Here is a 26082-nt window from a genome sequence, read left to right as displayed (position 1 = left end):
ACCGGACATGACGATCGTGGTAACAGGTGCAGGCGGTTTTGTCGGGCGAGCGCTCGTCCGGCAGCTTCTTGCGGCGGGCCATGGTGTGGTGGGCATCGATACCGTAGCGGGTGGCATTCCAGCCGGTGCCCGCGCCATCGCGGGTGATCTCGGTGAAGCCTCGGTCCGGGCTGCAGCGCTGGCGGATGGCTGCAAGGCCCTGATCCACCTTGCCACGGTGCCCGGGGGCGCGGCGGAGGCCGATCCCGCCGCCTCGCGCCGGATCAATGTCGATGCGATGTACGATCTGCTGCTCGAGGTGGCAGAAACGGGCGTGCGCCCGCGCGTGGTCTTTGCCAGTTCGATCGCGGTCTTCGGCGATCCCCTTCCCGCGCATGTCGACGATGCGACCCCGCTTGTCCCGAAGATGATTTACGGCGGGCACAAGGCGATGATGGAGCAGGCGGTGGCGATGTTCTCCAATCGCGGCCTGATCGAGGGGGTAACCGTGCGCCTCCCCGGCATTCTCGCGCGCCCCAAAGGCCCCTCGGGCCTCAAATCAGCCTTCATCAGCGACCTGTTCCATGCGCTGAAGGCAGGTGAGCCCTTCATCTGCCCGGTCTCCGCCGGAGCCACGATCTGGGCGCAGTCAATCACGTGCTGCGCCGCCAACCTCGTCCACGCCCTGGCACTGGATGCCGCGCTCTTGCCGCCGACCCGCGCGGTCACGCTGCCGGCCCTGCGGATCGCGATGGGCGATCTTGCCGCCGAAATCGCGCGGCAATGCGGCGTCGAGCCGAACCTCGTTTCCTGGGAGCCTGACACAGCGCTCGAAGCCATGTTCGGCGCGCAGCCCCCGCTCGAAACCCCGGCGGCCGAGCGCGCCGGTTTCGCGCCTGATGGCGACCTGTCCCACCTCGTTGCCAGCGCGCTCGCCGCGTTGTGAAGGCAGGCGGAACGGGCCGGGTCAGAGGGCAATGCGCAGACCGATAGCCCTGGCAGGAGCTGTCAGTCGGATGCAAAACGGTCTCCACTAGGCTGAGTCCGCCCTTACCAGCGCCGCAGCTCAGGCAACGAGGTTCTGCCACTCGGCCAAGGCGGCCGAGCGGCGAAGTTTGTACGTCTGGCGATCGACGAGATGGCGTTCCTTCGAGAAGTGATTGTGGATCGAGGAGTGGACTGAGGCGAACTTCTGTAGCGACTTCATCTGCCGGAAGTGCAGCATCGCCCGCTCTTCTCGTCGGAACGGCAGGTGGGAGTTTTCGACCCGGTTGTTGAGATGCCTTCCCATTTCGCGGCGCCCCTCATTGCCCAGCGCTCGCATGGCTGCGGGATAGGATCTGAGACCGTCGGTAATGATCGCTTCCACCCGGCCATGCCGCTTCAGGGCCTTCCTCATTAACCGCAGAGCAGCCGACTTGTCGCGGGTCTTGGTCACGTAGGATTCCAGGATCTTGAGTAGCCCCTAGTTTTCTGGACGCCTTCCGCTTTCAAGATCTGCTGCCGTTCGAACTCGAGGGGCGACAGCATCCCGTTCCTGACCTGCTTACGCACCGGGTTGTAGAACATCTCGATTTAATCGAACACGTCCTGCCGGGCTTCCTCGCGGGTTTTGTAGGTTCGTCGCCGGATGCGCTCACGCTTGAGCGAGGAGAAGAAGCTCTCGGCAACAGCGTTGTCATGGCAATTGCCGCGCCGGCTCATCGAGTGCTCAAGATTGTGGGCCCGGATGAACGCTGCCCAGTCCATGCTGCTGAACTGCGAACCCTGATCGGAGTGGATCAGCACCCGCTGCTTCGGCTTGCGCCGCCATACCGCCATGTGCAGCGCCTGCAGCACCACATCGGTGGTCTGTCGGCTCTGCATCGACCAACCCACCACGCGGCGGGAATAGAGGTCGATTACGACAGCCAGATAGGCAAAGCCTTCCAGGGTGCGGATGTAAGTAATGTCGGTCACCCAGGCCCGGTCTGGCGCAGCCACGTCGAACTGGCGATCCAGCGTGTTGTCGACCGCCAGGGAAGGTTTGCCACCGTTGCTGCCAGGCCGGCGTTTATAGCCGACCTGTGCCCTGATGCCCGCCAGCCTGGTCAACCGCCCAACGCGGTTGGGGCAGCAGGTCTCGCCGTGATCCAGCAGGTCGTCGTGGAGCTTGCGGTAGCCATAGACCTTGCCGCTGTCGTTCCAAGCTTTGCGGATCAGATCGGTCTGTCGGGCATCTTCCCGAGCCCGCCGGCTCAGCGGGCTCTTTTGCCAATCATAGAAACCGCTGGGCTGCACGGCGAGGCAGCGGCACATTGCTCGCACGCCAAAGCGATTGCGATGCTCGGCAATGAACGCGTATCTCACTTTGCATGCCTGGCGAAATACGCGGTGGCTTTTTTAGGATGTCGCGCTCCTCGGTCACCCGGGCCAGCTCGCGCTTCAACTGCCGGATCTCGGCGTCCTTGCCAGCATCGCCCGACACCACCTTCGCCAGCTGCCGCTTCCACGCATACAGCGAGTGCGGGCTGACCCAGAGCCGCTGCGAAACCTCCGCTACCGGATACCCGCGTTCGGTGATCTGGGCCAACGCATCGCGCTTGAACTCATCACTGAAATTGGGCTTCCTCATCGTCGCCTCCTGTCCTCAAAATTAGGATCGAAGGCGTCCAGAAATCTAGGGGCTACTCAGTTGGGCAGCGGCGTAAAACGAAAAAAGCCTCCCGAAGGAGGCTCAATCTTGTTTTGTATTTCAGGCTGTTGTGGTTGCGGGGGCAGGATTTGAACCTGCGACCTTCAGGTTATGAGATAGCTACGGGGCGATTTTCACGGTCTTGGACGACTTACTCCAGCGATGGATATTGCACCATATATTTCTGTTTTTATTGATTTATTTTTGCCATCCCTTTACGATGATGAACGATCAGGAACGACGCAATTTCCTCCCGATTGATTCCGATTTGATTCCGGATGTTCCGGAAAAGCCGAGGTGGATGATGGTCAAAATCACGAAGCGTGCGGTCGATGCAGCCGCCCCTGCTGACAAGGAATTCTTCCTGTGGGATGATGAACTGAAAGGCTTTGGCCTGCGCATCTATCCCACCGGCCGAAAGATGTACCTCGCCCAGTTCCGGGCCGGCGGGCGCCTGCGGCGGGTCAATATCGGGCTTCATGGCGCCCTAACCCCTGACCAGGCCAGAACCGAGGCGATGAAGCATTTGTCGGAAGTCCGGTTGGGCGGTGATCCGGCCAGCGTCCGCGATCGCAAAAAGGCCTCGCCCACAATGAAAGAATTCGGGCAGCGCTTCCTTGACGAACATGTTGCCATCCACTGCAAGGCAACCACACAGGCCGAATACAAGCGGTCTGTTGAATTGTTCATCAATCCCAAGCTCGGGTCACATCGCCTGATCGACGTGACCCGCGCCGACATCGTCGCTCTCCACGCCTCGATGAAGGACAAGCCCTATCAAGCCAATCGTACCTTGGGCGTATTGTCTGTCATGTTCACGATCGCCAACGACTGGGAAGTGTTGACTGACGGAACCAACCCCTGCTGGAAGGTCAAGCGATACAAGGAAGTGAAGCGCGAGCGTTATTTGACGGAAGATGAGCTCGCGCGCCTGGGACAGGTTTTACGTGACGCGACCAGCGAACCTGAAGCCGTCAACTGCATTCGCCTCCTGCTGCTCACCGGATGCCGCCTCGGCGAGATCCAGACGCTCAAATGGGAGTATGTCGATCGCAAGGCAGGCGTCCTGCGACTGCCGGATTCGAAGACAGGCGCCAAACTCGTGCCGGTGGGCGATTCCGTGTTCGAGGTCCTGGATGGCATCAAGAAAATCGACAAGAACCCTTATGTCATCACAGGCTATGTCGAGGGGCGGCATTTGACCGACATGCAGCACCCTTGGCGACGCATCCGCAAACGAGCACGTCTGGAGGATGTACGCATTCATGATCTACGTCACAGCTTTGCTTCGGATGCGCTCGAACTCGGTGAAGACCTGACGATGATCGGCAAGCTTTTGGGCCACACCCAGGTCCAGACGACGGCCCGCTACGCTCATCTCAAAACGGCCCCAGTCAGGACGGCGGCGAACTCCGTTTCAGCTGCGATCGCGATGGCGCTCACCAAGCCTGTCCAAGCCAGCAATGATTCGGAGCAGGAAGAAGCAGCCTGACCGCCAGCGAGATATACATTTTGCGTTGGAATAGGCCCATGGCCAGCCCCGATCGCACCTCATCGAACGAGAAGGCCTGATGGCGCCTTCGGGTCACGAAAACTGAGCGTAATGATGATAGCCGATTTCCAGCGCTTTGCGCTTCGCCCCTTCATACCATTCGGTGACATTTTCGTATCGGCAGTCGATTGGATCCTCCACCTGTCCGTCGGGCTGAAGAATTGCAGGCAAATCATTGCGGCCATCATCCACGCCGTCCACCGTCCAGGGATGAAGATATCCGTCACCGCTGATTGACCAGCCCATCACTGCCTTCTTGTAATATCCGCCGACCTCGTTTTCTGATGCCCACCAAATTCCCAGCACATATGTCTCTGGAGCTGCGGGGACAAAGGATTGAGGGGTCCGGACAAGGGCCCTGTCCCATTGTGCCTCGTCGATGATGATTTCTTCATCCGAGTTTCGTAAAAATATCTGTACGCTGCCGTTCCCTAAATCCTTAACCGATCCGACATCCGCGACGGCATATTGCTTCTTGTCATTTCCGGAAAAGAACACTCCCGATCACTCCCTGTTACGTTCAAAATAAGCTATCCCGATACCGCTCTACCGCCGTTGCCACACGATCGGATATTTCAGGAAACAGGAAATCCATCAACGTCCTGACGCTGTCCTCTGGCTGAAACACCGGATCGTCGCGCTTGATACGACTGAATATCCCTTCGGCTCCCTTCAGTCTCTCACGCCATTTGCCGCTGCTATCCTGTTTGTTCAGAAGATCGACATGACCGTAAGCATCGACCGCGCTATAAAAAGCGATGAACAGACTTGGATAAGCCTCCGCGACCTGATGCGCGACCTGCACCAGCTTGGAGAATTTGTAACCCACCGGCTTTCCATCCCGCGCACTGTAGAGCGCGGATAGCATGACTCGCGTGGCTTCGTGGCTGTCGGGAAATTCGGGCAGATCTATCCCCCGACGTTCATATCGTTCCCGCAATTGCTCCCAGGTCGCACGATTTTCCGGCGTGTGGCGAAACGATCGGCCATGCTCCATCCAGAATTCGTGGAGGTCGGCCTGATCGATACGTATCGCCATGACCTTGGCATCATCGGCCTCCTTCTGGATCGCTGCGCGCAATCCGGCCTCGGCTGCCTGAAAGTCGAACAGGAAAAGCCGCTGCCCCTCCCGGTCCTGCGTAAGGTCAGCGAAGGCCACCACCTTCTCTTCCCAGGCATCAGTAACCTGCGCGCCGTCCCTGACCGGGATCCGATGATGGCAGCGAATGTGGAAGATGCCAGTCCGTTCGGAAAGTTCGGTCGTTTCCTCATCAACGATGAAAATATTGGAATTGTTGGAATAGAGCAGATCGTCTGTGGTGAGACGTCGATAGCCGGCATCGAAAGACCCAAACACCCAGACCAGCAGACCTCCCTCACTTCGATAGAAGGAGCGGCGCCCGGCGACTACGCTGAGGAAGGTCGTGGAAAGTTGCACCTCGAACGCGATCTTGCCTTGCGGATGTGCGGCCTGAACATCCGGCCGCCGGAAGCGCCTCGAATCGGTGCCTTTCCAGTTCCGTTCAACCGCAATGTCAGAAAAGACAATATCCGCCCTCAGGCTGCGCTCAATCAGGCTCTTGATATGTTTGTGCGGCGCGCTCTCGCGCAGGCCATGATATTTCCGCGCCGTGATCTCTTCCGCCGTCAGTGCCGATCGGGTTTTTGCGGAACAGGATTCGTCTTCCTCCGATCGATGCCGAAAGAAAAACCGCTTATCCGGCGTCGACACAAGATAGACGGGCGTGAGGCATTCCGAGCAAAGGTAGCGCGGACTGCCGCTGTTCATACGCTCCACGATCTGGACCCGGTTGTCGACCAGATCCTGATAGAACTGGCCGCCTATGACGGCCTTGGCGTTCGGAATCTCGCCGAGGTCAAGATCGATGACCTGATCGATCTGCGCATCCTCGACAGGCGTCGCATAGTCATAGCCCTCTACCGTCACGTTGTTCAGCCGCATAACGACAAACTATCATCAGGCGCCCTCAGAACAAGTCAGGAACGATAGCGCTGTTGGAATTCGGTGATGACTGAATCGCTGGCCGATGTGCCATGCGCCGGTTAGAGATTTTCGTGCCTAGGTTTGGGCGATCATGAGCGTAGTGCAACAGGATAGCCACCATCATCGGCATCAGCACCACAGACTTGCTCTCGTACAGGGCTCTCGCGGCCTCCCCGCGGGTTCGGAGTCCCTGCTAAAACCCCGTCATGCCCTGACACGGATACGTTGACGCAGGCGTTCGTACAGCGGCACTTCGGCTTCGTGCGAAATTTCAACGGTCACAGCGAAGGCCTGCTGGCCCTCGTCACCAGCCCAGCCACCGGCACATCGCACCACGAGATAGTAATTGTCGCCATAGCCCCTGATATTGCGTGAGAAGCTGACACTGGCACATTGCAGGCTCGATTTTTCCCGAACCGTCGAACTGGGCAGCAGCTTGCAGTTGTAGCGAGCTTCCATCTCAGGGAACGGCGCTTCATCGGCTGTACGCCGCCGGAAATGCTCGAAGATCATGTCGGGGTCGCAGCCCCTGATGAGCCGGAAGCCCATCGATACGCCATTATAATCGAGCCGGCTGTGGCGCACAGGCGGATCAAAAGCCAGGCTCACACGGATGGTGCGGCGGCCCCGTTCAGTCTGGAACAGCTCCGGGATCGGGATCTGGTAGACCGCGAAATGGTCGATCGCGAGCTCATCCTCGGCATAGAGGATCACCCGCGAATCGTCGGAAAAGGCGGCCCGTTCCGCATCGACCCGTCCATGACCGAACAGCGCTCGACCAGCGGTATCTCCCAGGAGAGCCAGGCGACGAACGCTCTCGGGCGGAGCGACCGCGCTAGTGGCGAGCAGGGCGCGAACGAGGTTGGCAGATGCGTCGGGAAAGCGCGCCAGGATCTGGCTTGCCTTGAACGCAACGAGAGGCGCGGCATGGGATGTGCCCGATCGCGCCGCGAAGAGCCGGTCGACAGGACGGTAGTGGAGCGACATCACGCCGGCTTCGGGCCGTACTTCGCCGCCCTGGAGGGAGGCGGTGGGGCCATCGTAGATCAGCGTACCGCCAATGTCGGTAAAGTCGGGTTTGATCGCACCGCGCACGCCAGGACCAGCGCGCGAGAATGGCGAGGGCTCAAACGCTTCGGTGATCGGACGCACCCCGACATTGTCCTGAGCGCGGGTGCTAAGACCATTGCTATGCGCGACGGAACCAACAGTGACGATGTTCATGCCGCCGGCCGGTTCGCACAGCCGGTTCTCCGGCTCCATGAGGTAGCCTGGATAGTCGGTGACTGACTCTTCGATGCGCATTCCGCGCCGTGGCTGACGGTTGCCGGCCGCGACGATGATGACGATATCCAGTTCGCGGACCAGTTCATCGAGCGTCTGCGCCCAGGGACCAACCTTGCCGCCTTCGACGACCTTGGTGCGATCACCGAGCGAAATGACAAAAATCCGGCAACCGAATTGCTCATGAAGCCCGGTGATCGCCTCGCGCATCAGCTTTGGCGTGAGACGCCGGTTGGGGAAATTGCCGGTGTGGTCGATCACCTTGGCTGAACACAGGCGCGCGTGCCGGACCAGTTCTCCAGCACCCAATTGCGCGCGCAGATCGCCGAAGGTCGCGATACCCCCGACAAAGGTTCCATGCCCATGGTCATCGGCTGTACCCAGCGTATCCGGCACGGCGATCGACCCGACGATGATATCCTCGATCAAAGGATGGTCATTGATCCCGCTGTCGATGATCCCGATGAGCGGCGCATTCTCGTCGAGATCCTCCACATCCGGCACATCGCCCAGCGCATCGTCGATGTGTTGTGCCGCGAGCAGATCCGGCTCGGGAGGCAGATCGACCTCGGCGATTTCCTCAATTGACAGAAGGGTGCGCGCAATTGCGCCATCGCACTGAAGCCGGACGAGCGTGAGATTGGGACCAATATGCCGGTCGAGCTCCTCGGCGCCCCGCGCCTCTGCATAGCGAACGATGTCGTCGATCTTGCGCTCGCGCAAAGCCCGGGCGCCAAGATCCCAGAGCTCGATATCAACCATGTACGCCTCGCCGACCTGGAAATCATCAACATCGACCAGGCCCGCTTCGCGGGCTCGCATGCCAATGCGATCGCGCGGCGCGACTTCGGCAATCGTCTCCACATTGGCAATGAACGAAGAGAAAGCCGGGTTCTGCCGGCCAGGCTGGACGCCCTGGCCATAGGCATCGAGCTTGCGTTGGAACTCGGTCAATTCATCGTTCGAAGAGAAGAGGACGAGTGTGCGATCCTCGTCGCTCGACAGAACGGTCAGGCCGACACGATTCCATTCCTCCTCGAGCAAAGGTCCGCTCATCCGGACCCGCAGGATCAACGACGGATCGACCGCATCGGGGCGACGACGCTGCCGTTGGGCGGCTACGGCCTGACCGAGCTCCTGACCCAGGCGATCACTGTGCCCGCGCGGATTGCGCTGGGGAGGAGGCCCACCGCCACCATTCTTGCGGCGGGGCAGGCGTTCGGGCAGCCGCAACAGCTGCAGGTGATCATAACGCGCCACGCGGCGGGGGTCAGGAGGTCATTCGGTCGGCTCTGCGCCGACGGCGTCGTTCATCGGCGATGGCATGAAGGAAATCCTGCTCCCTGACCTGTTTTCGTTTGTCGATCACCGACGCCTTGATCGCCTGGATGCAGATGCGATCCAGCTCGGCATAGGAATAGCCCGAAAGCTCTCCAATATGTGTTTGCGGGTCGAAAGCCAGCGCGACATTCTTGAACTTCATCGTGAGAAAACGCGCGATCATGCGGGTTTCGGGTGGATCGAACCAGATCACCTCATCGAAGCGTCGCCAGATAGCCGGATCAAGCGATTGATCGAGATTGGTGGCTGCGACCAGAAAACCCTTGGGCTCGATCCGGTCGATGAAGATCAGCAGACTGTTGACGACGCGCCGCAGCTCATTGTGCTCGCCCCCGTCCTCGCGGGCGCGGGCTAGCGCATCAAATTCGTCGAAGAAAAGGACCGTGGGCTGCTTGCGAGCGAACTCGAACAGCTTGCGGACATTGGTCGCGGTCTCGCCCAGATAGGAGGAGATCAGGCGGTCAAGCTTGACGATGTAGAGCGGCATGCCGAGCTCGGCTGCAAATATCTCCGCGCAGAGCGTCTTGCCGCAGCCCGGAGGGCCGCAAAACAACAGCTTGGAACGAACAGGCAAGCCGCGACGACGGACATCATCGGCCCGCCGAAACTCCCGCAGAAGATCGAGGAAAATGCGGATATTCTCACTCGACAGGATGATATCCTGCTTGTTGTGCGTCGGCTCCACCAGTTCGATGAAGTCGCCTGCGGCTTCAGGGAAAGGAATGAGCGGCGCCAGCGCCTTGGGTTTAGTCGGGCGCGATGGCGCGGCATCAAGTGAACGGCGGAGGGAGCGCGCGAGTACGCGATTGTTTTTCTTCTCTTCCTCACTGATGATCTGCTCGGCAACGGCACGGAACTCCTCATCCTTGCCGTAGCTGGCCAGCAATTTCTTCATCAGTTCACCGCGCGCCATGGGTCCGTATAAGCCTTTCCTTGTGCCGCAAGCATAGCCGGATTTCCTGAATCTGCCATGATTTCCTGCATCGGAACATGATAAATCCCGACTACGAAAGGCCGCCACGCCGGGGGAAGCGTGACGGCCTTTCCCGCATGCGGCGGGCGGTCCAAGGGTTTGTGGCTCTGCTAGCCCCGCGGATCAGCGCGAGACCGTGGCCGTGCTCGTGGCCGTGCTCGTGGCCGCACCCCGGACCGCCGACGCGCTGATACTGTTGCCGAAAAGGTAGATCCGGCTTTTCGTTGCCATCGTGCAGGCCAGACTGACGGCCAGGGCCGTAACGTGCGACGGAGGCATCTGGCCGTTCTAGACACTGAGCCTTCCGATGACAATCATGCCCCGTCTCCATCGGCCAGCCCGCTGCCGATCGGTCCCTTCCTCTGACCTCCGAAGCCTTCGCCGGCATCGGTCGCGTGGCCGTCACCGAGAGAAGATTGGCGTCGGCGCTATTGGCCGTGGCCACCATCAGCACCGCATCAAGCGACAGACCTAACGAATGATGTTTTATACATCTATATTAAAGATCATATTTGATTTTTGGCGATCTAAAATCTAGTTATAGCAGATGGTCGGTCTCCCTGCCTTTCTGACGCGCGCGATCTGCATTGCTGCCTGGTCATGACCGACGCTGCGGGCGATCTGCCAGACCTCGACATGGATCTGTTCTACGACGTCGTCTTCGCCATGGGGTTCGACCGACCTGAGCCAGGCTTCTCCCGTCAGCAGCCATCCGCGCGCGGAGGCCACATCCCCATTGCACTCGATGCGCCGTTCGGCGAGCGTGGGCCGATGCTGTTTCGCTTCGGCGACATGCTCTCGCTCCTGTTCAACTGGTCGACGGTTCAGAGTGGCATGCGTGTCAGCGATCCCGATCATCTCCTATTCGACTATACGCGGATGATGATGGCGTTCCGGCTGTTCCGTCCCGATCCTTGCCGGATCGAAATGATCGGCTTTGGCGGCGGCTCACTGGCCAAGGCCTGCTACCGCGCCTTGCCCGATTGCGACATTAGCGTGGTGGAGATCGATCCTCAGGTGATTGCGCTGCGCGAACGGTTCCGCATCCCCGATGACGACCACAGGTTCCGGGTCATCCACGCGGATGGGGTGGAGTTCGTGTCGAAAGATCCGGGCCGTCCCGACGTGCTGCTGGTTGACTGTAGATTTGCGTTGAGAATTGACCCGGGATTTTCATCGAGAATTGACCCGGGTGGAAGTTATGTCCCGCTGTACGGGACGTAGGTCAAGCCGGTGATTTTTCCTTTCTGGATTTGGGGACAGCGGAACTGGCCCTGAAGCGGAAGCTGTCATTTCCTGTTTCGAGGATGTGGCAGTGGTGGGTGAGCCTATCGAGTAGTGCGGTGGTCATCTTGGCATCGCCGAATACCTGGGCCCATTCGCTGAAGCTGAGATTGGTGGTGATGACGACGCTGGTGCGCTCGTAGAGTTTGCTGAGCAGATGGAACAGCAGTGCACCGCCTGATGGACTGAACGGAAGGTAGCCCAGCTCGTCGAGGATGATGAGGTCGAGGCGCAGCAGGCGCTCGGCAAGCTGGCCCGCCTTGTTCATGGCCTTTTCCTGCTCGAGGGCATTGACCAGATCGACTGTGGCAAAGAACCGGACCTTCTTGCGATGATGCTCGGTCGCCTGGACGCCGAGCGCGGTCGCGATGTGACTCTTGCCGGTGCCGGGCCCGCCTATCAGAACGACATTATCGGCACCATCGATGAACTCGCCGCGGTGGAGTTGCCGGACCAGTGCTTCGTTGACCTCGCTGGCGGCAAAGTCGAACCCGGCCAGATCCTTGTAGGCGGGGAACCGGGCTGCCTTGATTTGGTAGGCGATCGAGCGAACCTCGCGTTCGGCCATCTCGGCCTTGAGCAACTGGGAGACGATCGGCACGGCCGCGTCGAAGGCCGGCGCGCCTTGCTCGATAAGGTCGCCGACCGCCTGGGCCATGCCGTACATCTTCAGCGCCTTGAGCATGACAACAACAGCGGCGCTGGCAGGATCATGACGCATGACGCAGCCCTCCATCGCGTAGGGCATCATAGCGCCCGACATTGGCCAGAGGCTCCTGAGCAAGGCGCAGCGCCTGAGGCGCATCTATCGGGGATGCTGGAGGTGCCTTCCCGTCGGTCAGGCGGTGGAGAAGGTTGAGGACGTGGGTCTTGGTGGCAACGCCCGCCTCAAGCGCCAGTTCGACTGCGCAAAGCACCGCCTGCTCGTCATGCTGCAGCACCAGCGCCAGGATCTCGGCCATCTCCCGATCGCCGCCGGGGCGGCGCAGGAGCTGGCTTTGCAGCTGCCTGAAGGCCTCGGGCATCTCGGCGAACGGTGCGCCATTGCGCAGCGCTCCCGGCTTGCGCTGGATCACCGCCAGATAGTGCCTCCAGTCATAGACCGTCCGCCCGCCAGTGTGGTGGGACCGGTCGATGATCCGGGAATGCTCGCACAGGATCTGACCCTCGGCGGCCACGACGATCCGCTCGGGATAAATCCTGACGCTGACCGGCCGGTTGGCGAACGAGGCGGGCACGCTGTAGCGATTGCGCTCAAAGTGCACGAGGCAGATCGGCGATACCCGCTTGGTGTGCTCGACAAATCCGTCAAAGGGCCGCCCCAGCGGCATCAGGCTGTCCACCTCCGCGGCATGAACGTCGGCCACGGTGCCGGGCAAGCCGCCATGCTGGATCTCGCCCCATTGCGTGATGCACTGTTCCTCGAGCCAGGCATTGAGCGCATCGATATCCGGGAAGCTCGGCAGCTGCTGCCACAATCGGCGACGCGCATCCTGCACGTTCTTCTCGACCTGTCCCTTCTCCCACCCCGAGGCTGGGTTGCAGAACTCGGGCTCGAACAGGTAATGGCTGGCCATTGCGGCAAAGCGGGCGTTGACCTGTCGCGCCTTGCCGACACCAATCCGGTCGACTGCAGTCTTCATGTTGTCGAAGATCCCGCGCTGGGGAACGCCGCCAAGCACACGGAACGCTTGGGTCAGCGCGTCGAACAACATCTCGTGGGTCTGCAGCTGATAAGCCCGAACGATGAACGCCTTGCTGTGCGAGAGCTTGGTGTGGGCGGCCTGCAGCTTGACCCGCTCACCACCAAGCACCGCCCAGTCCTCGCTCCAGTCGAACTGGAAGGCTTCACCAGCCTCGAACACCAACGGCACGAACGTGCCGCGCCCGCTGGTCTGGGCATCACGCTGCCGGTCCGCCTTCCAGCCCCGCACAAACGTCGCCACCCGGCCGTAGGATCCTTCATATCCCAAAGCGACGAGGTCGGCGTGCATCTGCTTGGCCGTGCGCTTCTGCTTGCGCGACTTGCCTGCCTCGATCCGCAGCCAACCCGACAGCTTCTCGGCGAACGGGTCCAGCTTGCTCGGCCGCTCGGGAACCTTGAACTTGGGTTCAACTGTCCCGGCACGAAGGTACTTGCGGATCGTGTTGCGCGACAAACCTGTGCGTCGCTCGATCTCCCGGATCGGCATCTCATCACGAAAGTGCCAGCGCCGGATAACGCTCAATAAAGCCATGTCGATCACTCCAATGTCCCCCGACCAGGCAGCCAGGGGGAAGGTCAGAACATGGGTCACTTCTCAGTGGAAATTATGCCCCTCCCGGGTCAATTCTCAGCGCAAATCTACACATCAGCGCGATCGAAAGTGCCGGGATCGAACTTCTGGGTGAGAATGCACCAAGCGCAGGGCTTGGGCGAGGCGTGCGACTGCGCGAGACGCGCAGCGGCGAGGCGCCCCGCGAAAAGCTCACGCTCTTTTACGACAAGGCCCCCCTTCCCGATCCCGACTGATCGACCTCTTCGCGTTGATCGGGGGAACTGCTGGAGAGATCGAAGAACGCGGTGCGCCCAAGCCCTTTGGTCGAACGGCTAGCCTCTCTTCCGAACAAACTCCGCCCGCAGTACCAAGCCTTTGATCCCTTCGTAACGGCAGTCGATTTCCTGCGGATCGCCCGTCAGGCGGATCGACTTGATCAACGTGCCGCGCTTGAGCGTCTGGCCTGCGCCTTTGACCTCGAGATCCTTGATCAGAGTCACCTGATCGCCGTCGGCAAGCAGATTTCCAACAGCATCGCGCACTTCAATCCGCCCGGCGGAGGCTCTGCGCTCGGCCAGTTCCGAGGCAGGCATCCATTCCCCGGATTCGTCGTCATACACATATTCGTCATCACTCATCGGATTCTCCAAAGTTCAGTTGAGCCCGTCAGGCGGGCAAAAGGTCTCAGTTCGATCACGGCGGCAGGCCGGCTTTCGTGAAACCAGAATGCTAAACCAACATCGTGCCATTCCATGCGCGGTCGCGGCCATCTGAACTGTCAGCTGGATGTGCCGGCAATCCGGACCAACTTGTGGCGGGCGCCGCCGCCGCGAAGAAGTTCGAGGCTCGAGACAGGCTGCTTGAGCGCATCGGCGAGAAGACGCAACACGGCCTCATTGGCCTTGCCGTCTTCAGGCGTCGCGGTGACGCGAAGCTGAAGGACGCCATTGTCCTTGTCGGCAGGCATCTGGACAGCGTCGGCAGACGCATTGGGCGTCACCCGAATGGACAGCCGCCCTGCCTCATCGGCCAATGCGCGGATTTCATCGGGCGAAGGGAAAAGGGTCCGTCGACGCGCCATCAGTTTACTCGTCCTCCCAGCTGGCCGTTCCCACATGGGCCGCAACGCCGCAACGCCCATGCGGAACATCCGCGATTGCCATCAATGATGGGCATGCGCGGCATCGTCGCGCGACAGCCGCTCGATGACGAGAGCGATCCCCTGGCCGCCGCCGATGCACATGGTCACGAGTCCATAGCGCCCACCGATGCGTTCCAGCTCATGGAGCGCCTTGATAGTGATGATCGCGCCTGTCGCACCCACAGGATGGCCAAGGCCTATACCGCTGCCGTTCGGATTGACCTTTTCCGGCGGGAAATCGAGCAACTTGGCGACCGCGCAAGCCTGGGCGGCAAAGGCTTCGTTGGCCTCGATCACATCGATGTCATCCAGCGAAAGGCCTGCGCGCTTGAGGGCGATGGGAACGGCTTCGACCGGCCCCAGCCCCATGACCTCGGGTGCAACGCCCGCATGTCCCCAACTCACGATACGCGCGCGCGGCGTAAGGCCCCTTGCCTTGGCGGCCTCGGCCGAAGCCAGCACCAGCGCCGCGCCGCCATCGTTGATCCCGCTGGCGTTGCCGGCCGTGACCGTGCCGCTTTCCTTGCGGAACAGCGGCTTGAGATCGGCCAGCCCCGATGGCGATGTGTCTGCGCGCACATGCTCGTCAACCTTGAACAGGAAGTATCCGCCCCGACGCTTGACCTCGACGGGGACGATCTGCTCGCCGAACCGGTCTTCCTGCTGCGCCAGCGCCGCGCGCCGGTGGCTTTCCGCCGCGAGCGCGTCCTGCTGTTCGCGCGTGATGCCGTGCCGATCGGCGACGTTTTCCGCGGTCACGCCCATGTGGCCTGCGCCAAACGGGTCATTCAGGATGGCCTCCATGGCGTCGATCATGGCTTCGTCGCCCATGCGCTTGCCCCAGCGCATCGCTTTGACGACATAGGGCGACTGGCTCATGCTCTCGACACCGCCGGCGACGGCCATGTCGCATTCGCCCAACATAATCATCTGAGCGACCGAAACGATGGCCTGGACGCTCGATCCGCACAGACGGTTCAGCGTCAAAGCGGGGGTTTTGTCCGGAATGCCGGCCGCGATCGCGGAGATGCGCGACACATAGGCGTCGCGCGGTTCGCTCTGGATGACCTGGCCCATAACCACATGTCCGATATCGGTGGGTTCGATACCGGCCCGCCTGATCGCTTCGGCAATGACGATGCGCCCGAGCTCCCAAGGCGCGACATCCTTCAGGCTGCCCCCGAAATCACCGATGGCGGTACGCGCTCCGGACAGGATCACGACGTCTTTCAAGAATAATACCTTTCGACAGCAAAGGCGCCCGACCGGGCGCACGGACGGATACATGCTTTCGGCTCTCGGGAGCCGGCGGCGAAATCAGGGACGTGGGGGCTCGGGGCTTTCGAGCAAGCGAAGCGCGAGCGCCTGGGCGTTGGCGAAGTCGGCCGCGTAGAAGAGCTTGTCCGAGTGGCCACCGAGGCGGACACGCTCGAGCATGGTTTTTGGCTGTTGCTGGACACCCGAGAGCACGACCTGGGCGCCGGCAATGTGCGCCTGTTCGATGAACTCCCCGAGCGCCTGCACGCCGCTGGCATCGAGCAGGGGCACGAGGCGCATGCGCAGGATGATCACCCTGGGCGACTGGCCGACACGGCGCAGCGTATCGAGAAGTTCGCCGGCGACCCCGAAGAAGAACGGCCCGGTGATGCGAAACACCTCGACGCCTGCCGGCAAGGCATCGCGCTGGTGGACGTCCTCGGAATCGACATCGGGGTCCTGTGTGCCGCTGGCATCGACTTCGACCGTTTCGGCCATATGCGTCATGAACAGCAGCGACGCCAGCGTGACCCCGACGCCGATCGCAACGGTGAGATCGACCAGCACGGTGAGGCCGAAGGTGAGCAGCAGCACAGCCCGGTCGCTATTGGGCATACGCAGCAGGGCGATGAACCGCTCATACTCACTCATGCCCCAGGCGACCATGAACAGGATCGCCGCCAGTGCCGTCATCGGCACGAAGGCCATGAGCTTCACCCCGAACACGACGAACAGCAGCAGGAAGACCGCATGCATGATCCCGGCGACCGGGGTCTTGGCCCCGGACCGGATGTTGGTCGCCGTGCGGGCGATCGCCCCGGTAGCAGGAAGGCCGCCGAACAGGGCCGAACCAAGATTGGCGACACCCTGACCGATCAGTTCCTGATTGGAGCGATGCCGGGTTCCGGCCATGCCGTCGGCGACGACCGCGGAGAGCAGCGCCTCGATGCCGGCCAGAAAGGCGATGGTGAACGCCGAAGGCAGCACGGCGTTGAGCTTGGCGAGAGAGATCGCCGGCAGCGCAGGCATCGGCAGGCCGGCGGGAATGTCCGGAAAACGAGAACCGATCGTGTCGACCGGCAGCTTGAGCACGGCAACGGCGACCGAACTGACCACCACCGCGATCAGGAATCCGGGAAGCTTGGGCGCGAACTTGCGCAGGACGATGATGATCGCCAGCGCGCCGGCGCCGACCGCAACGGTGGCGGCATGGATGGTCGATATGGCCCCAAGATAGGCCTGCCATTTGGGAATGAAGTCGGCCGGCACCTTGTCGATAGCGAGCCCCAGAAAATCCTTCACCTGGCTCGAGGCGATGATGACCGCGATCCCGGCGGTGAACCCGGTCACAACGGGATGGGGAATATATTTGATCAGCCGTCCGAGACGGAAAACGCCGGCGGCGATCAGGATCAAGCCGGCAAGCAGGGTGGCGACGAGCAGGCCATCATAGCCGTGCTGGGCGATGACGTTGAAGATGACGACAACGAAGGCGCCGGTCGGGCCGCCGACCTGAACGCGCGACCCGCCAAGCGCGGAGATCAGGAAGCCGGCGACGACGGCCGTGACGAGCCCCTTGTCGGGCGATGCGCCGCTGGCGATGCCAAGCGCCATCGCCAGCGGCAAGGCCACGATCGCAACGGTCAGGCCGGCTATCGCGTCACGCCAGAAAGTAGCCGGCGCGTAACCCTCGCGCAGGACGGTCACCAGCTTGGGCGTGTAGGAGGCCGTCATGGTTGAGTTTCCCTGGCGACCGCCTTGTCATACAGGATCGACTGGCTGAGCCCGATGCGTTTGCCGTCAACCCTTTCGCTCAGGCGGACGCCGCGCCCGGTTGCTGTGCTCGGCGCGTTTTCCCCGATGATCTCGATGCCCGCCCCCTCGAGCGCGGTGATCACTTTCACCAGCGTATCGACCACCCCGCGCACCTGCCCATCCGAGGATTCCATGCGCTGAATGGTTGGCAGGGACAGTCCGGCGAGTTCAGCGAGCTGGCGCTGGTCGAGCCCGAGAAGGGCACGCGCGGCGCGCATTTGCTGCGATGTGATCATAATGGCCTCATGATGTTTAATACATCAAAATGTAGGATTAACAATTTAATGTGCGGTTGTATATATGCTTTATGCCATCCATTGAATCATCTTCTGCGGTCGTCAGTCCCGCAGATGCCGCGAACGCCGGGCGTTTGCCGGTGAACGGCATTGGCGTTCATCTGCGGCTTCTCCCGGCCTTGGCGGAAGATTTCAGGCCAGGGGATTTCCGGATCGTGGTGACGTTCCATCTTGCCGATGGAACTCTTGGCGAGGCCGAACTCAAACCCCATGAGGCGGCCGGTCTCATGTCGGAACTCGCCAAGGCCATCGACAGAGGCAATCATGCGGCATCGGGCATCACGCCGCGCGAAGCGCGCGAGAACCGTCATGCCTGATCGCCGCATCCGAAAGTCTTCGTCGCGCTTGCGACCGGAAACCAAAAATCATCGCGTCGGAGCCGTCGCCAGCGCGCTTCCGCAAACCGCTGACCGGGTCCGGCGTCCGAGATTGTCGCCCCGCTATGGGCCTCCCGATCCCGCCAGCGATTGAAACGTCACTCCCTCCCCCATCATCAGACCAGAGAGGCACCGACCGCATGACCATGACCCTCACCCGGCCGCAAGCCGCCATCAAACCCGGCGCCCTGCTGCATGAGAATCTCGATACGCCGCAGCTGGTGGAACGCGCCTTGCAGCGCAGCGAAGGTCTCATGTCCGAACATGGCGCCCTGGTGGTCGAGACCGGCAAGCACACCGGGCGCTCGGCGCAGGACAAGTTCATCGTTCGCGACGCCGAGACCAAGAACGATGTCTGGTGGGGGGCCTCGAACAAGCCGATGACCGGAGAAGCCTTCGAAAAGCTCCGCGAGGATTTCACCAGGCATCTCGGCACGCTGGACGAGGTGTTCGTGCAGGATCTCTTCGGCGGTTCGCAGCCTGAATATCGCGTCGGCGTGCGGATCTTCACCGAACTGGCCTGGCATTCGGCTTTCGTGCGCACCATGCTGGTGCGGCCGACCGCGGACGAGCTGCGCGACTTCCAGGCGGACTACACCATCATCGACCTGCCGAGCTTCCGGGCCGATCCCGAACGGCATGGCTGTCGTTCCAAGACGGTGATCGCCATCGACTTCATGAACAAGCTGATCCTGATCGGCGGCACCGGCTACGCCGGCGAGATGAAGAAGGCGGTCTTCACGATCCTCAACTATGTCCTGCCCAGGCAGGGCGTGATGCCCATGCATTGCTCGGCCAATATCGGCCCCGACGGCGACACCGCGATCTTCTTCGGGCTTTCGGGCACGGGCAAGACCACATTGTCCGCCGACGCCTCGCGCACGCTGATCGGCGACGACGAGCATGGTTGGTCGGACACCGCCGTCTTCAATTTCGAGGGTGGCTGCTATGCCAAGATGATCCGCCTGTCGGCTGAAGCCGAACCGGAGATCTACGCCACGACGCGGCGCTTCGGGACCATCCTCGAAAACGTCGTCATGGATCCCGAGACCCGGACGCTCGACCTTGATGATGCCTCGCTCGCCGAGAACAGCCGCGGCGCCTATCCGATCCATTTCATTCCCAATTCCTCCTCCGAGAACATGGGACCAGTGCCCAAGAACATCATCATGCTGACGGCCGACGCCTTCGGCGTGCTGCCGCCGATCGCCCATCTCACGCCCGAACAGGCGATGTACCACTTCCTGTCCGGTTACACGGCCAAGGTGGCGGGGACCGAACTGGGTGTGACCGAACCCGAAGCCACTTTCTCGACCTGCTTCGGCGCCCCGTTCATGCCGCGCCATCCCAGCGTCTATGGCAACCTGCTGCGCCGGCGCATCGCCAAGGGCGGGGTCGATTGCTGGCTGGTCAATACCGGCTGGACCGGTGGCCAGTACGGCACCGGCTCGCGGATGCCGATCAAGGTGACCCGCGCGCTGCTGGGTGCCGCGCTGTCGGGCAAACTCAAGCGGGCGGAGTTCCGGATCGACCCCAATTTCGGCTTCGCGGTGCCGATCGCGGTGGAAGGCGTCGACAGCACGATACTCGATCCGCGCGCGACATGGGCAAAGGCCGAAGACTATGATCAGGCGGCACGCGGCCTCGCCGACCGTTTCCGCCGCAATTTCACGCAATTCGTCGCGCATGTCGACGAGAGCATCCGGGCTGCCGCGCCTCCCGGGATGTTTAATGCCTGATCTTATGCGCTCTCCCTTTGACACATTTGCAGAAGAGACAAAGTCCGCCACCTCGCCTGAAGCCGGCCCGGTGACCACAGCGGTCATCCTGCCTGCTTCGGGCTGGACGGCAATCTCGCGTGGCTTGCGCGGGCGCTGTCCCCGCTGCGGCGAGGCGCGCCTGTTCGGGCGCTTTCTCAAACCCATCCCGCGCTGCGTGCGGTGCGACCAGGACTGGACGCACCAACAGGCGGATGACTTTCCCGCCTATGTCTCGATCTTCGTGACCGGGCACCTGATGGCGCCGCTGATCATCGCCCTGGCCCGCGACGCGGACCTGTCCGTATCGGCCATGGTGGCCATCGTCCTGCCGCTCGCCATCCTCCTGATGATCGGGCTCCTGCAACCGGCCAAGGGCGTCATCATCGCCGTGCAGTGGTGGTTCGGCATGCACGGCTTCCAGAAGGAGCGCCCGGGACAGAGCCCGGACGACGCCGAAGCATGACGATAGAATTACGCACGCTTGTCCCAGGCGAAGTCGGCGATGCCGCAAGGCTGTGGGACGCGTGCGGACTGACCAGGCCCTGGAACGATGCCGCGGCGGATGCCCGCAAGGCGCTCGATGGCCCCGCCTCCACGATCATCGGGGCCTTCGCCGGACCACGCCTGATTGGGACGGCGATGTGCGGATGGGACGGGCATCGCGGCTGGATCTATTATCTGGGCGTCGATGCCGATTTCCGGCGCTGGGGGATCGGCCGCAAGCTCATCGGGCACTGCGAGGAATGGCTCGGCCGGTTCGGCGCGCTCAAGGTCCAGCTCATGGTTCGCGCCGACAATGCAGATGCTGCACGTTTCTATGAAGCGATCGGCTATGATGAAGACGCATTCCGGTTCTTCTATCGCCGCATCACTCGCGAGTGTCATCGCGAGCAGCAATCCGAAGCACCCTGAACGGTCTGGCCGAGTGATGCTTCAGGCCTGCGGCCGGTGGCGTCTGGCAACCTGCGCGGCTGATCCGAGCCGGTGGTACTTTTTCAGGCAGACAATATTTGGAGTAACAGGCCTTGCCACAGAGCAGAGTCATCGCACGTTACGAAGACGCTATTGCAACAGGACAGTTGCGCCCCGACGACGCACAGCGCCAGGTCGCGCTTCGGTTCGGCAAGGCTGTCACCGATCTGGAAATGCAGGCTCAGCGGCCTGGTCTCCTGGCCCGGATTAGCCGGCGCAAACCCGAACCCGTCCGCGGCGTCTATCTCTGGGGCGGCGTGGGGCGCGGCAAGTCGATGCTCATGGATCTGTTCTTCGATTGCGTCGACATTGCCGACAAGCGGCGCGTCCATTTCCATGAGTTCATGCAGGAAGTCCATGATCGGCTCCGCGTCGAGCGCGCCAGGGAAACCGGCGACCCGATCCTGCCAGTGGCCGATGCGATTGCCAGTGAAGCCCGGCTGATCGCATTCGACGAGATGATCGTCACCAACTCGGCTGACGCCATGATCCTCTCCCGGCTGTTTACCCGGATCATCGGCACTGGCGTGACCGTTGTTGCGACATCGAACCGGCCGCCTCGCGATCTCTACAAGAACGGCCTCAACCGCGAACATTTCCTGCCGTTCATCGCGCTGCTGGAGGACCGGCTCGACGTCCTTTCGCTCGATGGTCCCACCGATTATCGCCTTCAGCGCCTGGGGGGCTTCCAGACCTGGCATGTGCCCAACGGCGATGCCGCGACCGAGGCTCTGAGCCGGTCCTTCTTCCGGCTGACCGATTTCCCGGTTGAAGACCGCGAGCATGTTCCTTCGGAGACAGTGCCGATCAAGGGCGGCCGGGAACTGTTCGTCCCCAAATCCTTGAAGGGCGTTGCGGTTTTCTCGTTCAAACGCCTGTGCGGCGAGCCGCGCGGCATTCCTGACTACATGGCCCTGGCGCATCGGTATCACACCCTCATTCTGGTCGGTATTCCTGTCCTCGACGCCAACCGGAAATCGGAGGCGACCCGGTTCAAGACCCTGATCGACACGCTCTACGAAAATGGCGTCAAGCTGCTCGCGTCGGCTGATCGTGATCCCGACACCCTCTACTGCGCATCGGACGATGCGTTCGAATTCGAGCGGACCATCTCGCGTCTCAATGAGATGGGCTCTCGCGATTATCTCGCGCGTGGCCATGGCGTGAGCACCGACACGGAGAGCCTGCCGCTGGCTCAGATCCGCCAAGGTTCCGATCGCGCCAGTGCGGCAACAGAGGATATGCCGACATGAAGCCGAAGCCCAGTTTGAAGCCCACTGTCCGCAACAGTGAATTCTACCGCCATCGGCTCGACGCCTGTCTCGCCGAGGCTCAGGCGGCCTCGCTTCCGCTGGTCAGGGAACGCTCGCTGCGCGCGGCTGCCGCCTGGAAGGACATGTATGAGAAGGCGCAGCTCTTCGAACAGCGGTCGGGTCGCTGAGACAGGCCTGACCACCATCTCTGGGTGGTCCGCCATCCGACCAGTTCCGATCCCGATCGGGCGCGGACACTTCGCGCTGCTCCTCCCATCGGCTTCCTTCAGATGACCGATGAGAGAAGGTTCGTGAATTATGATGAGTCCCGCATGCCCGTGACGTGCCGGTCCTGGATTTCTGTCCCGTTTGAGGAGGGTCCCTGTGGTAATATTTGCGATCATTCTCATCTCCCTGCTGTTGCTCGTGCTGTTTTTCGCCGTGACCGTCGCGGGAGGACGTGCCCATGACCGGCAGAATGCACGCCGCAACAGCGAGCGCCACGACAAGGACAATTCGAGAAACTGACGCTTGGTCAAGCCGCCACGCCCAGGGGCTTCACGTGGTTCGTTCGACGCGGGAACGATAAACGGCATCATGAACCACCTCCCATAATTTGAGGATCTTCCGACTGAACGGGAGTCGCCTGCGATGAAGGCGGCACCCTGCCCAAGAGCGACAGACAAAAGGCCGCCACGCCGGGGGAAGCGTGACGGCCTTTCCCGCATGCGGCGGGCGGTCCAGGGGCTTGTGGCGCCGCCCGCCGCGCGGATCAGCGCGAGACCGTGACCTTGCTCGTGGCCGCGTTCCCTACTGCCGATGCGCTGATGCTGTTGCCCGAGATGCCAATCCGGCTCGTCGAAATATCCGGCGACGTGACTGTATAGGCCGCATTGGTAACCTGGGCCGTGACAGCGCCGCTATTGGTCTGGACGCTGCTGATGCCGGACGCCGGCAAGCTGCCGAGCGAAGCCAGCGTCACCATGTTGGTGGCGCTGTTGCCATAAGCGGCCGCCGAGACGCTGTTGCCGGTCACGCCAAGGCGGCTGTCGCTGACCCCGGCGCTGCCATAGCTGACCGAGACGGTCGGGCTCGCGACATAGGCCGACACCCCACCCGCGTTCATCTGGACGTTGGACAGGAGCGCGGGCGCCATGGCGCTGTTGAGCGCGCCGGTGGTGATCGAGGCGAGGTCCGGCGTGCAGTCGTCTTCGGCCACGCCGCTTACGGCGAGCATATTGGTCGCCATATTGCCGCGGGCCATGGCCGTGGTCACATTGCCATCGACGAGGCTGGAGGCATCGGACGAGGCGTGCGCGCCGATGCCATAGGCGCTGGTCGCCTGCGCACCGACAGAGGCATAGTTCGACTGCTGGTTGAGCAGGCCGGCGCTGGCGCCGCCCTGTACCGCCGAGGTCAGTGCAAGGCTGTTGGCCGCATTGTTCGCGACGGCCTCGGCCAGCGTCTCGTTGCCGCTCGCCTCGAAGCTGGAGCGAACGAACGACACCGAGGGATCCACGGACTGACCGGTCGTCACCGCCGTCGCGCTGACGCTACCATCGGCGATCTGGTTACTGGCGAGGACATGATCGCCCATGACCTGCGAGGCATAACCGACATCCACCAGCGCTGCCGCAGGCTCCCCGCTCAGCGATCCGGCGCTAAGCGTGTCGACCCCGAGACTGTTGGTCGCATCGTTCATATGGGCCCGCACCACATTGCTGTTGTTCGACAGGAGCAGGCTGGAATCGACCGCTGCCGTGGTCACTCCAAGCTGCATGTCGGAGACGGCATCGACATTGGTATAAGCGGCCTGGGTCGAGGACAGAGCCGATCCAGGCGCCGGCTCCTCGGCACCGCCCAGCGTCGTAGCGGCAATGGTCAGGCTGTTGGCCGCGCCGTTGCCGAGCGCCGAGGCGGTCTGGCTGTTGCCGGTGACCTTGAGCGCGGAACGCACCGCGCCGTTGCCGGCGGTCGCATCGAAGTCCCCATAGGCAGAGGCCTTGACCGCGACGGGAAGCTGATAGCCACCCCGGATCTCCTGGGTATTGGCCAGGGCATAGTCCGCCGCCGCGCCGACGCCGTAATCGAGCATGCCCGCCTGCGCATTTTCATGACCGCTGGCATTGGTCAGGCTATTGGCGGTGATGGCCATGCTGTTGGCGACCTCATTCTCGGTCGCGCTGGCGGTGAGGCTGTTGTCCGAGACGGTCAGGCTGGAATCGACCACATCGCCCGCAGCGGAAAGGATCGCTCCCGCGCGATTGCCCGCAGAGCCGACAGAGGCGCTGACCACGCCCTTGCCGAGTTGAAGGCTATTGAGATCGGCCGCTGTCGCAAGGCTGTTGGCATCGAGCGACAGCCCGTTCGTCGCCACATTGCCGCTGGCTTGCGCCCCAGCGCTGTTCCCCGTGATCGTGGCGTTCGATCGAACGATGCCGGTATCGACAGTAATCAGGGTCGCCGTGTCCGTCGCCTTTGCGGTGACGCGAGCCTGATTGAGCTGATCATTCTGGACGCTGAACGGCGCGGTGACGGTCATGATTCCATCGCCGTCGACCAGCGCGGTGCCGACCGGACCTTCCCCGCCGAAGCCTTCGCCGGCATCGACCACATTGGCCGTCACCGACAGGAGGTTGCCATCGGCGCGATTGGCGGTCGCCACCGCAATCACCGCATTGTCGCGGGCATCCAGGTTCGCCTCGACCGCATCGCCGGTGATGGCGATGCTGGCTCCGCCCTTGGCGAGCCCCTTCACGGGAATGGCTGCGGCTGACTGGACATTGGTGATGTTGGCGACGGCGCCGCCATCCCAGGCATTGTTGGCGATGGCATCGGCCGACAGATCGAGACCATTGGAAGACTGGTTGCCATAACCTGCCGCGACCAGGCTGTTGTCGCCATTGGTCACGTCCGAGGCGAAGGCGGTATCACCCACCTTGACGGCGAAGCCGCCATTGGCGCTCGCCGCCACGGCGCTGCCGACCCGCTGGTCGGCCAGCACGGCATAAGCGGCATTGACCGAAGGGTCGCTGGCATTGGCCTCGACGATCGAGGGCATGCCATAGCTCGCCGCCGCATCGAGCTGGACGGCGTCGATACCCAGTGCATTGCTCGCGCTGTTGCCATAGGCGACGGACCGCTGGAGATTGTCGCGCACATCGAGATCGCTGCGCGGGGCATCGGCGACCTTGAGCGCCGCCGTGCCGCTGAAGCGGGCCGCGACGGCAGCATCCCCGCCGACCGACTGGTCACTGACCACGCCGGCACCGGTGCCGACGGCAACGCCGGTGAGCGACAGGGTATCGGCAGCATCATTGGCCAGCGCAACGGCTTCCTGGGTGTTGGTGCTGACCGCAGCGCTGCTGTCGACCAGATCGCCAAGCCGCGCGCGAATACGGGAATTGGTGGTGGTGGCGGACACGGATGCGCCATCGGTTGCCTGGCGCGTGACGATGAGGGCCGGCGATTGCCCGTCGGTGCCGTCCGATCCGGTCGCCAGCCAGGTGCCGCCGGTCGCCGCTTCGAGATCGCGCGCATCAGGCGTCAGGGCGGCGCTGGCGCTATTGGCCCTCGCGGTGGCGCTGACGGCATTGCCGGTGACGGCGACGCTCGATCCATCGACCGCGCCAGTGGTTTCGACCAGGGGATTGGTCGCAGTGGCGCTGACCGGCGACCAGTCCTTGCTTTGATCGGTCACGATGACCTGCGCGCCGGTCGCGTCGATCCCCGGCGTGGGATCAGGCGTGGCGAAAGCGGGCGTGGCCAGCGAGCCGGCAAGGGCGAGAACCGCGCCGCCCATCAGGAGGCGCTGGCGGCGGGTCGAACAGGAAGATGCAGTCTGTTTCATGGGAAAATCCT

Annotated in this window: 22 protein-coding genes and 2 pseudogenes; 9 read left to right on the top strand and 15 right to left on the bottom strand. The window is 62.3% G+C overall.

Translation table 11 applies throughout. The annotated features are described in order from the left end of the window. The first annotated feature begins 7 nt into the window (after positions 1-7). On the top strand, positions 8-925 hold the full coding sequence (locus tag ACO06X_RS20855) for an NAD-dependent epimerase/dehydratase family protein (RefSeq protein ID WP_421837933.1): 918 nt from the start codon (positions 8-10) through the stop codon (positions 923-925). A 120-nt stretch (positions 926-1045) separates the two neighbouring features. Here ACO06X_RS20855 and ACO06X_RS20850 read toward each other — a convergent pair. Both ACO06X_RS20850 and ACO06X_RS20845 read right to left on the bottom strand, forming a co-directional pair. Further along, positions 1046-1435, bottom strand: a pseudogene (locus ACO06X_RS20850) (DDE-type integrase/transposase/recombinase); the annotation flags it as partial. Next, a pseudogene (locus ACO06X_RS20845) lies at positions 1414-2593 on the bottom strand (IS3 family transposase). The pseudogenes ACO06X_RS20850 and ACO06X_RS20845, both read right to left, overlap by 22 nt. A 283-nt stretch (positions 2594-2876) precedes the next feature. Here ACO06X_RS20845 and ACO06X_RS20840 point away from each other — a divergent pair. Next, a complete protein-coding gene (locus ACO06X_RS20840) occupies positions 2877-4145 on the top strand; it encodes a tyrosine-type recombinase/integrase (RefSeq protein WP_421837932.1) in 1269 nt (422 codons plus the stop codon). 93 nt (positions 4146-4238) lie between these two features. Here ACO06X_RS20840 and ACO06X_RS20835 read toward each other — a convergent pair whose 3' ends face one another. The 4 genes from ACO06X_RS20835 to ACO06X_RS20820 form a co-directional block, all read right to left on the bottom strand. After that, the gene (locus tag ACO06X_RS20835; RefSeq protein WP_037491793.1) at positions 4239-4703 is read right to left on the bottom strand and encodes a hypothetical protein; all 465 of its coding nucleotides are present in this window, start codon (positions 4701-4703) and stop codon (positions 4239-4241) included. A gap of 22 nt (positions 4704-4725) precedes the next feature. Beyond that, complete coding sequence (locus ACO06X_RS20830; RefSeq protein WP_006963525.1) at positions 4726-6168, bottom strand: DUF6035 family protein; 1443 nt, start codon at positions 6166-6168, stop codon at positions 4726-4728. Between the two features lie 246 nt (positions 6169-6414). After that, on the bottom strand, positions 6415-8754 hold the full coding sequence (locus tag ACO06X_RS20825) for a S8 family peptidase (RefSeq protein ID WP_006963523.1): 2340 nt from the start codon (positions 8752-8754) through the stop codon (positions 6415-6417). 10 nt (positions 8755-8764) lie between these two features. Next, entirely contained in the window at positions 8765-9748 is a 984-nt protein-coding gene (locus tag ACO06X_RS20820) for an AAA family ATPase (RefSeq protein ID WP_006963521.1), read from the bottom strand. A 660-nt stretch (positions 9749-10408) separates the two neighbouring features. On the opposite strand from ACO06X_RS20820, the gene ACO06X_RS20815 reads away from it, so the two are divergent. Continuing rightward, entirely contained in the window at positions 10409-11032 is a 624-nt protein-coding gene (locus ACO06X_RS20815) for a hypothetical protein (RefSeq protein ID WP_421837931.1), read from the top strand. 1 nt (position 11033) lies between these two features. Here ACO06X_RS20815 and istB read toward each other — a convergent pair whose 3' ends face one another. The 8 genes from istB to ACO06X_RS20775 form a co-directional block, all read right to left on the bottom strand. Next, the gene (gene istB, locus ACO06X_RS20810) at positions 11034-11813 is read right to left on the bottom strand and encodes an IS21-like element helper ATPase IstB (protein WP_421839854.1); all 780 of its coding nucleotides are present in this window, start codon (positions 11811-11813) and stop codon (positions 11034-11036) included. Further along, on the bottom strand, positions 11803-13329 hold the full coding sequence (gene istA, locus ACO06X_RS20805) for an IS21 family transposase (protein ID WP_421836316.1): 1527 nt from the start codon (positions 13327-13329) through the stop codon (positions 11803-11805). Before istA ends, istB begins: the two co-directional genes overlap by 11 nt. A 353-nt stretch (positions 13330-13682) precedes the next feature. Next, positions 13683-13988, bottom strand: coding sequence for an alkylphosphonate utilization protein (locus tag ACO06X_RS20800; protein ID WP_006963513.1), 306 nt, complete (start codon positions 13986-13988; stop codon positions 13683-13685). Between the two features lie 140 nt (positions 13989-14128). Next, on the bottom strand, positions 14129-14431 hold the full coding sequence (locus tag ACO06X_RS20795) for a DUF167 domain-containing protein (RefSeq protein WP_006963512.1): 303 nt from the start codon (positions 14429-14431) through the stop codon (positions 14129-14131). Positions 14432-14512: 81 nt separating this feature from the next. After that, positions 14513-15724 carry a beta-ketothiolase BktB gene (gene bktB, locus ACO06X_RS20790; protein WP_037491786.1) on the bottom strand — a complete coding sequence of 404 codons (1212 nt, stop codon included), beginning with the start codon at positions 15722-15724 and terminating at the stop codon, positions 14513-14515. 84 nt (positions 15725-15808) lie between these two features. Beyond that, complete coding sequence (locus ACO06X_RS20785) at positions 15809-17482, bottom strand: SulP family inorganic anion transporter (RefSeq protein WP_006963510.1); 1674 nt, start codon at positions 17480-17482, stop codon at positions 15809-15811. Next, on the bottom strand, positions 17479-17799 hold the full coding sequence (locus tag ACO06X_RS20780; protein WP_006963508.1) for a helix-turn-helix domain-containing protein: 321 nt from the start codon (positions 17797-17799) through the stop codon (positions 17479-17481). Before ACO06X_RS20780 ends, ACO06X_RS20785 begins: the two co-directional genes overlap by 4 nt. Positions 17800-17885: 86 nt before the next feature. Beyond that, entirely contained in the window at positions 17886-18071 is a 186-nt protein-coding gene (locus tag ACO06X_RS20775; protein ID WP_421837930.1) for a hypothetical protein, read from the bottom strand. A 305-nt stretch (positions 18072-18376) separates the two neighbouring features. On the opposite strand from ACO06X_RS20775, the gene ACO06X_RS20770 reads away from it, so the two are divergent. The 6 genes from ACO06X_RS20770 (at position 18377) to ACO06X_RS20745 (ending at position 22749) form a co-directional block, all read left to right on the top strand. Beyond that, positions 18377-19975, top strand: a complete 1599-nt coding sequence (locus ACO06X_RS20770; protein ID WP_006963506.1) for a phosphoenolpyruvate carboxykinase — start codon at positions 18377-18379, stop codon at positions 19973-19975. 70 nt (positions 19976-20045) lie between these two features. Continuing rightward, entirely contained in the window at positions 20046-20459 is a 414-nt protein-coding gene (locus tag ACO06X_RS20765; RefSeq protein ID WP_006963505.1) for a DUF983 domain-containing protein, read from the top strand. Continuing rightward, positions 20456-20908 (top strand): GNAT family acetyltransferase, encoded by a 453-nt coding sequence (locus ACO06X_RS20760; protein ID WP_006963504.1) that lies wholly within the window; start codon positions 20456-20458, stop codon positions 20906-20908. Before ACO06X_RS20765 ends, ACO06X_RS20760 begins: the two co-directional genes overlap by 4 nt. A gap of 113 nt (positions 20909-21021) precedes the next feature. Beyond that, complete coding sequence (gene zapE, locus ACO06X_RS20755) at positions 21022-22221, top strand: cell division protein ZapE (protein ID WP_081628127.1); 1200 nt, start codon at positions 21022-21024, stop codon at positions 22219-22221. After that, on the top strand, positions 22218-22409 hold the full coding sequence (locus ACO06X_RS20750; protein ID WP_006963496.1) for a hypothetical protein: 192 nt from the start codon (positions 22218-22220) through the stop codon (positions 22407-22409). Before zapE ends, ACO06X_RS20750 begins: the two co-directional genes overlap by 4 nt. Positions 22410-22605: 196 nt before the next feature. After that, positions 22606-22749: a hypothetical protein gene (locus tag ACO06X_RS20745; protein ID WP_006963491.1), complete on the top strand. Its 144-nt coding sequence runs from the start codon at positions 22606-22608 to the stop codon at positions 22747-22749. 244 nt (positions 22750-22993) lie between these two features. Here ACO06X_RS20745 and ACO06X_RS20740 read toward each other — a convergent pair whose 3' ends face one another. Continuing rightward, complete coding sequence (locus ACO06X_RS20740) at positions 22994-26071, bottom strand: beta strand repeat-containing protein (RefSeq protein WP_006963489.1); 3078 nt, start codon at positions 26069-26071, stop codon at positions 22994-22996. Between the last annotated feature and the right edge of the window lie 11 nt (positions 26072-26082).

It is taken from the genome of Novosphingobium sp., from assembly GCF_965229225.1.
GTDB lineage: Bacteria > Pseudomonadota > Alphaproteobacteria > Sphingomonadales > Sphingomonadaceae > Novosphingobium.
The sequence above is the reverse complement of the archived record's forward strand: the minus strand, read 5'-3'. Positions and strand labels throughout refer to the sequence as shown.

Coding starts and splice junctions, on each gene's coding strand:
- istB (WP_421839854.1), bottom strand. CDS start 11,813: ATGCGTCATGATCCTGCCAGCGCCGCTGTTGTTGTCATGCTCAAGGCG.
- ACO06X_RS20795 (WP_006963512.1), bottom strand. CDS start 14,431: ATGGCGCGTCGACGGACCCTTTTCCCTTCGCCCGATGAAATCCGCGCA.
- ACO06X_RS20750 (WP_006963496.1), top strand. CDS start 22,218: ATGAAGCCGAAGCCCAGTTTGAAGCCCACTGTCCGCAACAGTGAATTC.
- ACO06X_RS20815 (WP_421837931.1), top strand. CDS start 10,409: ATGACCGACGCTGCGGGCGATCTGCCAGACCTCGACATGGATCTGTTC.
- ACO06X_RS20780 (WP_006963508.1), bottom strand. CDS start 17,799: ATGATCACATCGCAGCAAATGCGCGCCGCGCGTGCCCTTCTCGGGCTC.
- ACO06X_RS20840 (WP_421837932.1), top strand. CDS start 2,877: ATGAACGATCAGGAACGACGCAATTTCCTCCCGATTGATTCCGATTTG.
- ACO06X_RS20800 (WP_006963513.1), bottom strand. CDS start 13,988: ATGAGTGATGACGAATATGTGTATGACGACGAATCCGGGGAATGGATG.
- ACO06X_RS20775 (WP_421837930.1), bottom strand. CDS start 18,071: ATGGGGTTTGAGTTCGGCCTCGCCAAGAGTTCCATCGGCAAGATGGAA.
- ACO06X_RS20820 (WP_006963521.1), bottom strand. CDS start 9,748: ATGGCGCGCGGTGAACTGATGAAGAAATTGCTGGCCAGCTACGGCAAG.
- ACO06X_RS20740 (WP_006963489.1), bottom strand. CDS start 26,071: ATGAAACAGACTGCATCTTCCTGTTCGACCCGCCGCCAGCGCCTCCTG.
- ACO06X_RS20760 (WP_006963504.1), top strand. CDS start 20,456: ATGACGATAGAATTACGCACGCTTGTCCCAGGCGAAGTCGGCGATGCC.
- ACO06X_RS20785 (WP_006963510.1), bottom strand. CDS start 17,482: ATGACGGCCTCCTACACGCCCAAGCTGGTGACCGTCCTGCGCGAGGGT.
- istA (WP_421836316.1), bottom strand. CDS start 13,329: ATGGCTTTATTGAGCGTTATCCGGCGCTGGCACTTTCGTGATGAGATG.
- ACO06X_RS20855 (WP_421837933.1), top strand. CDS start 8: ATGACGATCGTGGTAACAGGTGCAGGCGGTTTTGTCGGGCGAGCGCTC.
- ACO06X_RS20770 (WP_006963506.1), top strand. CDS start 18,377: ATGACCATGACCCTCACCCGGCCGCAAGCCGCCATCAAACCCGGCGCC.
- ACO06X_RS20830 (WP_006963525.1), bottom strand. CDS start 6,168: ATGCGGCTGAACAACGTGACGGTAGAGGGCTATGACTATGCGACGCCT.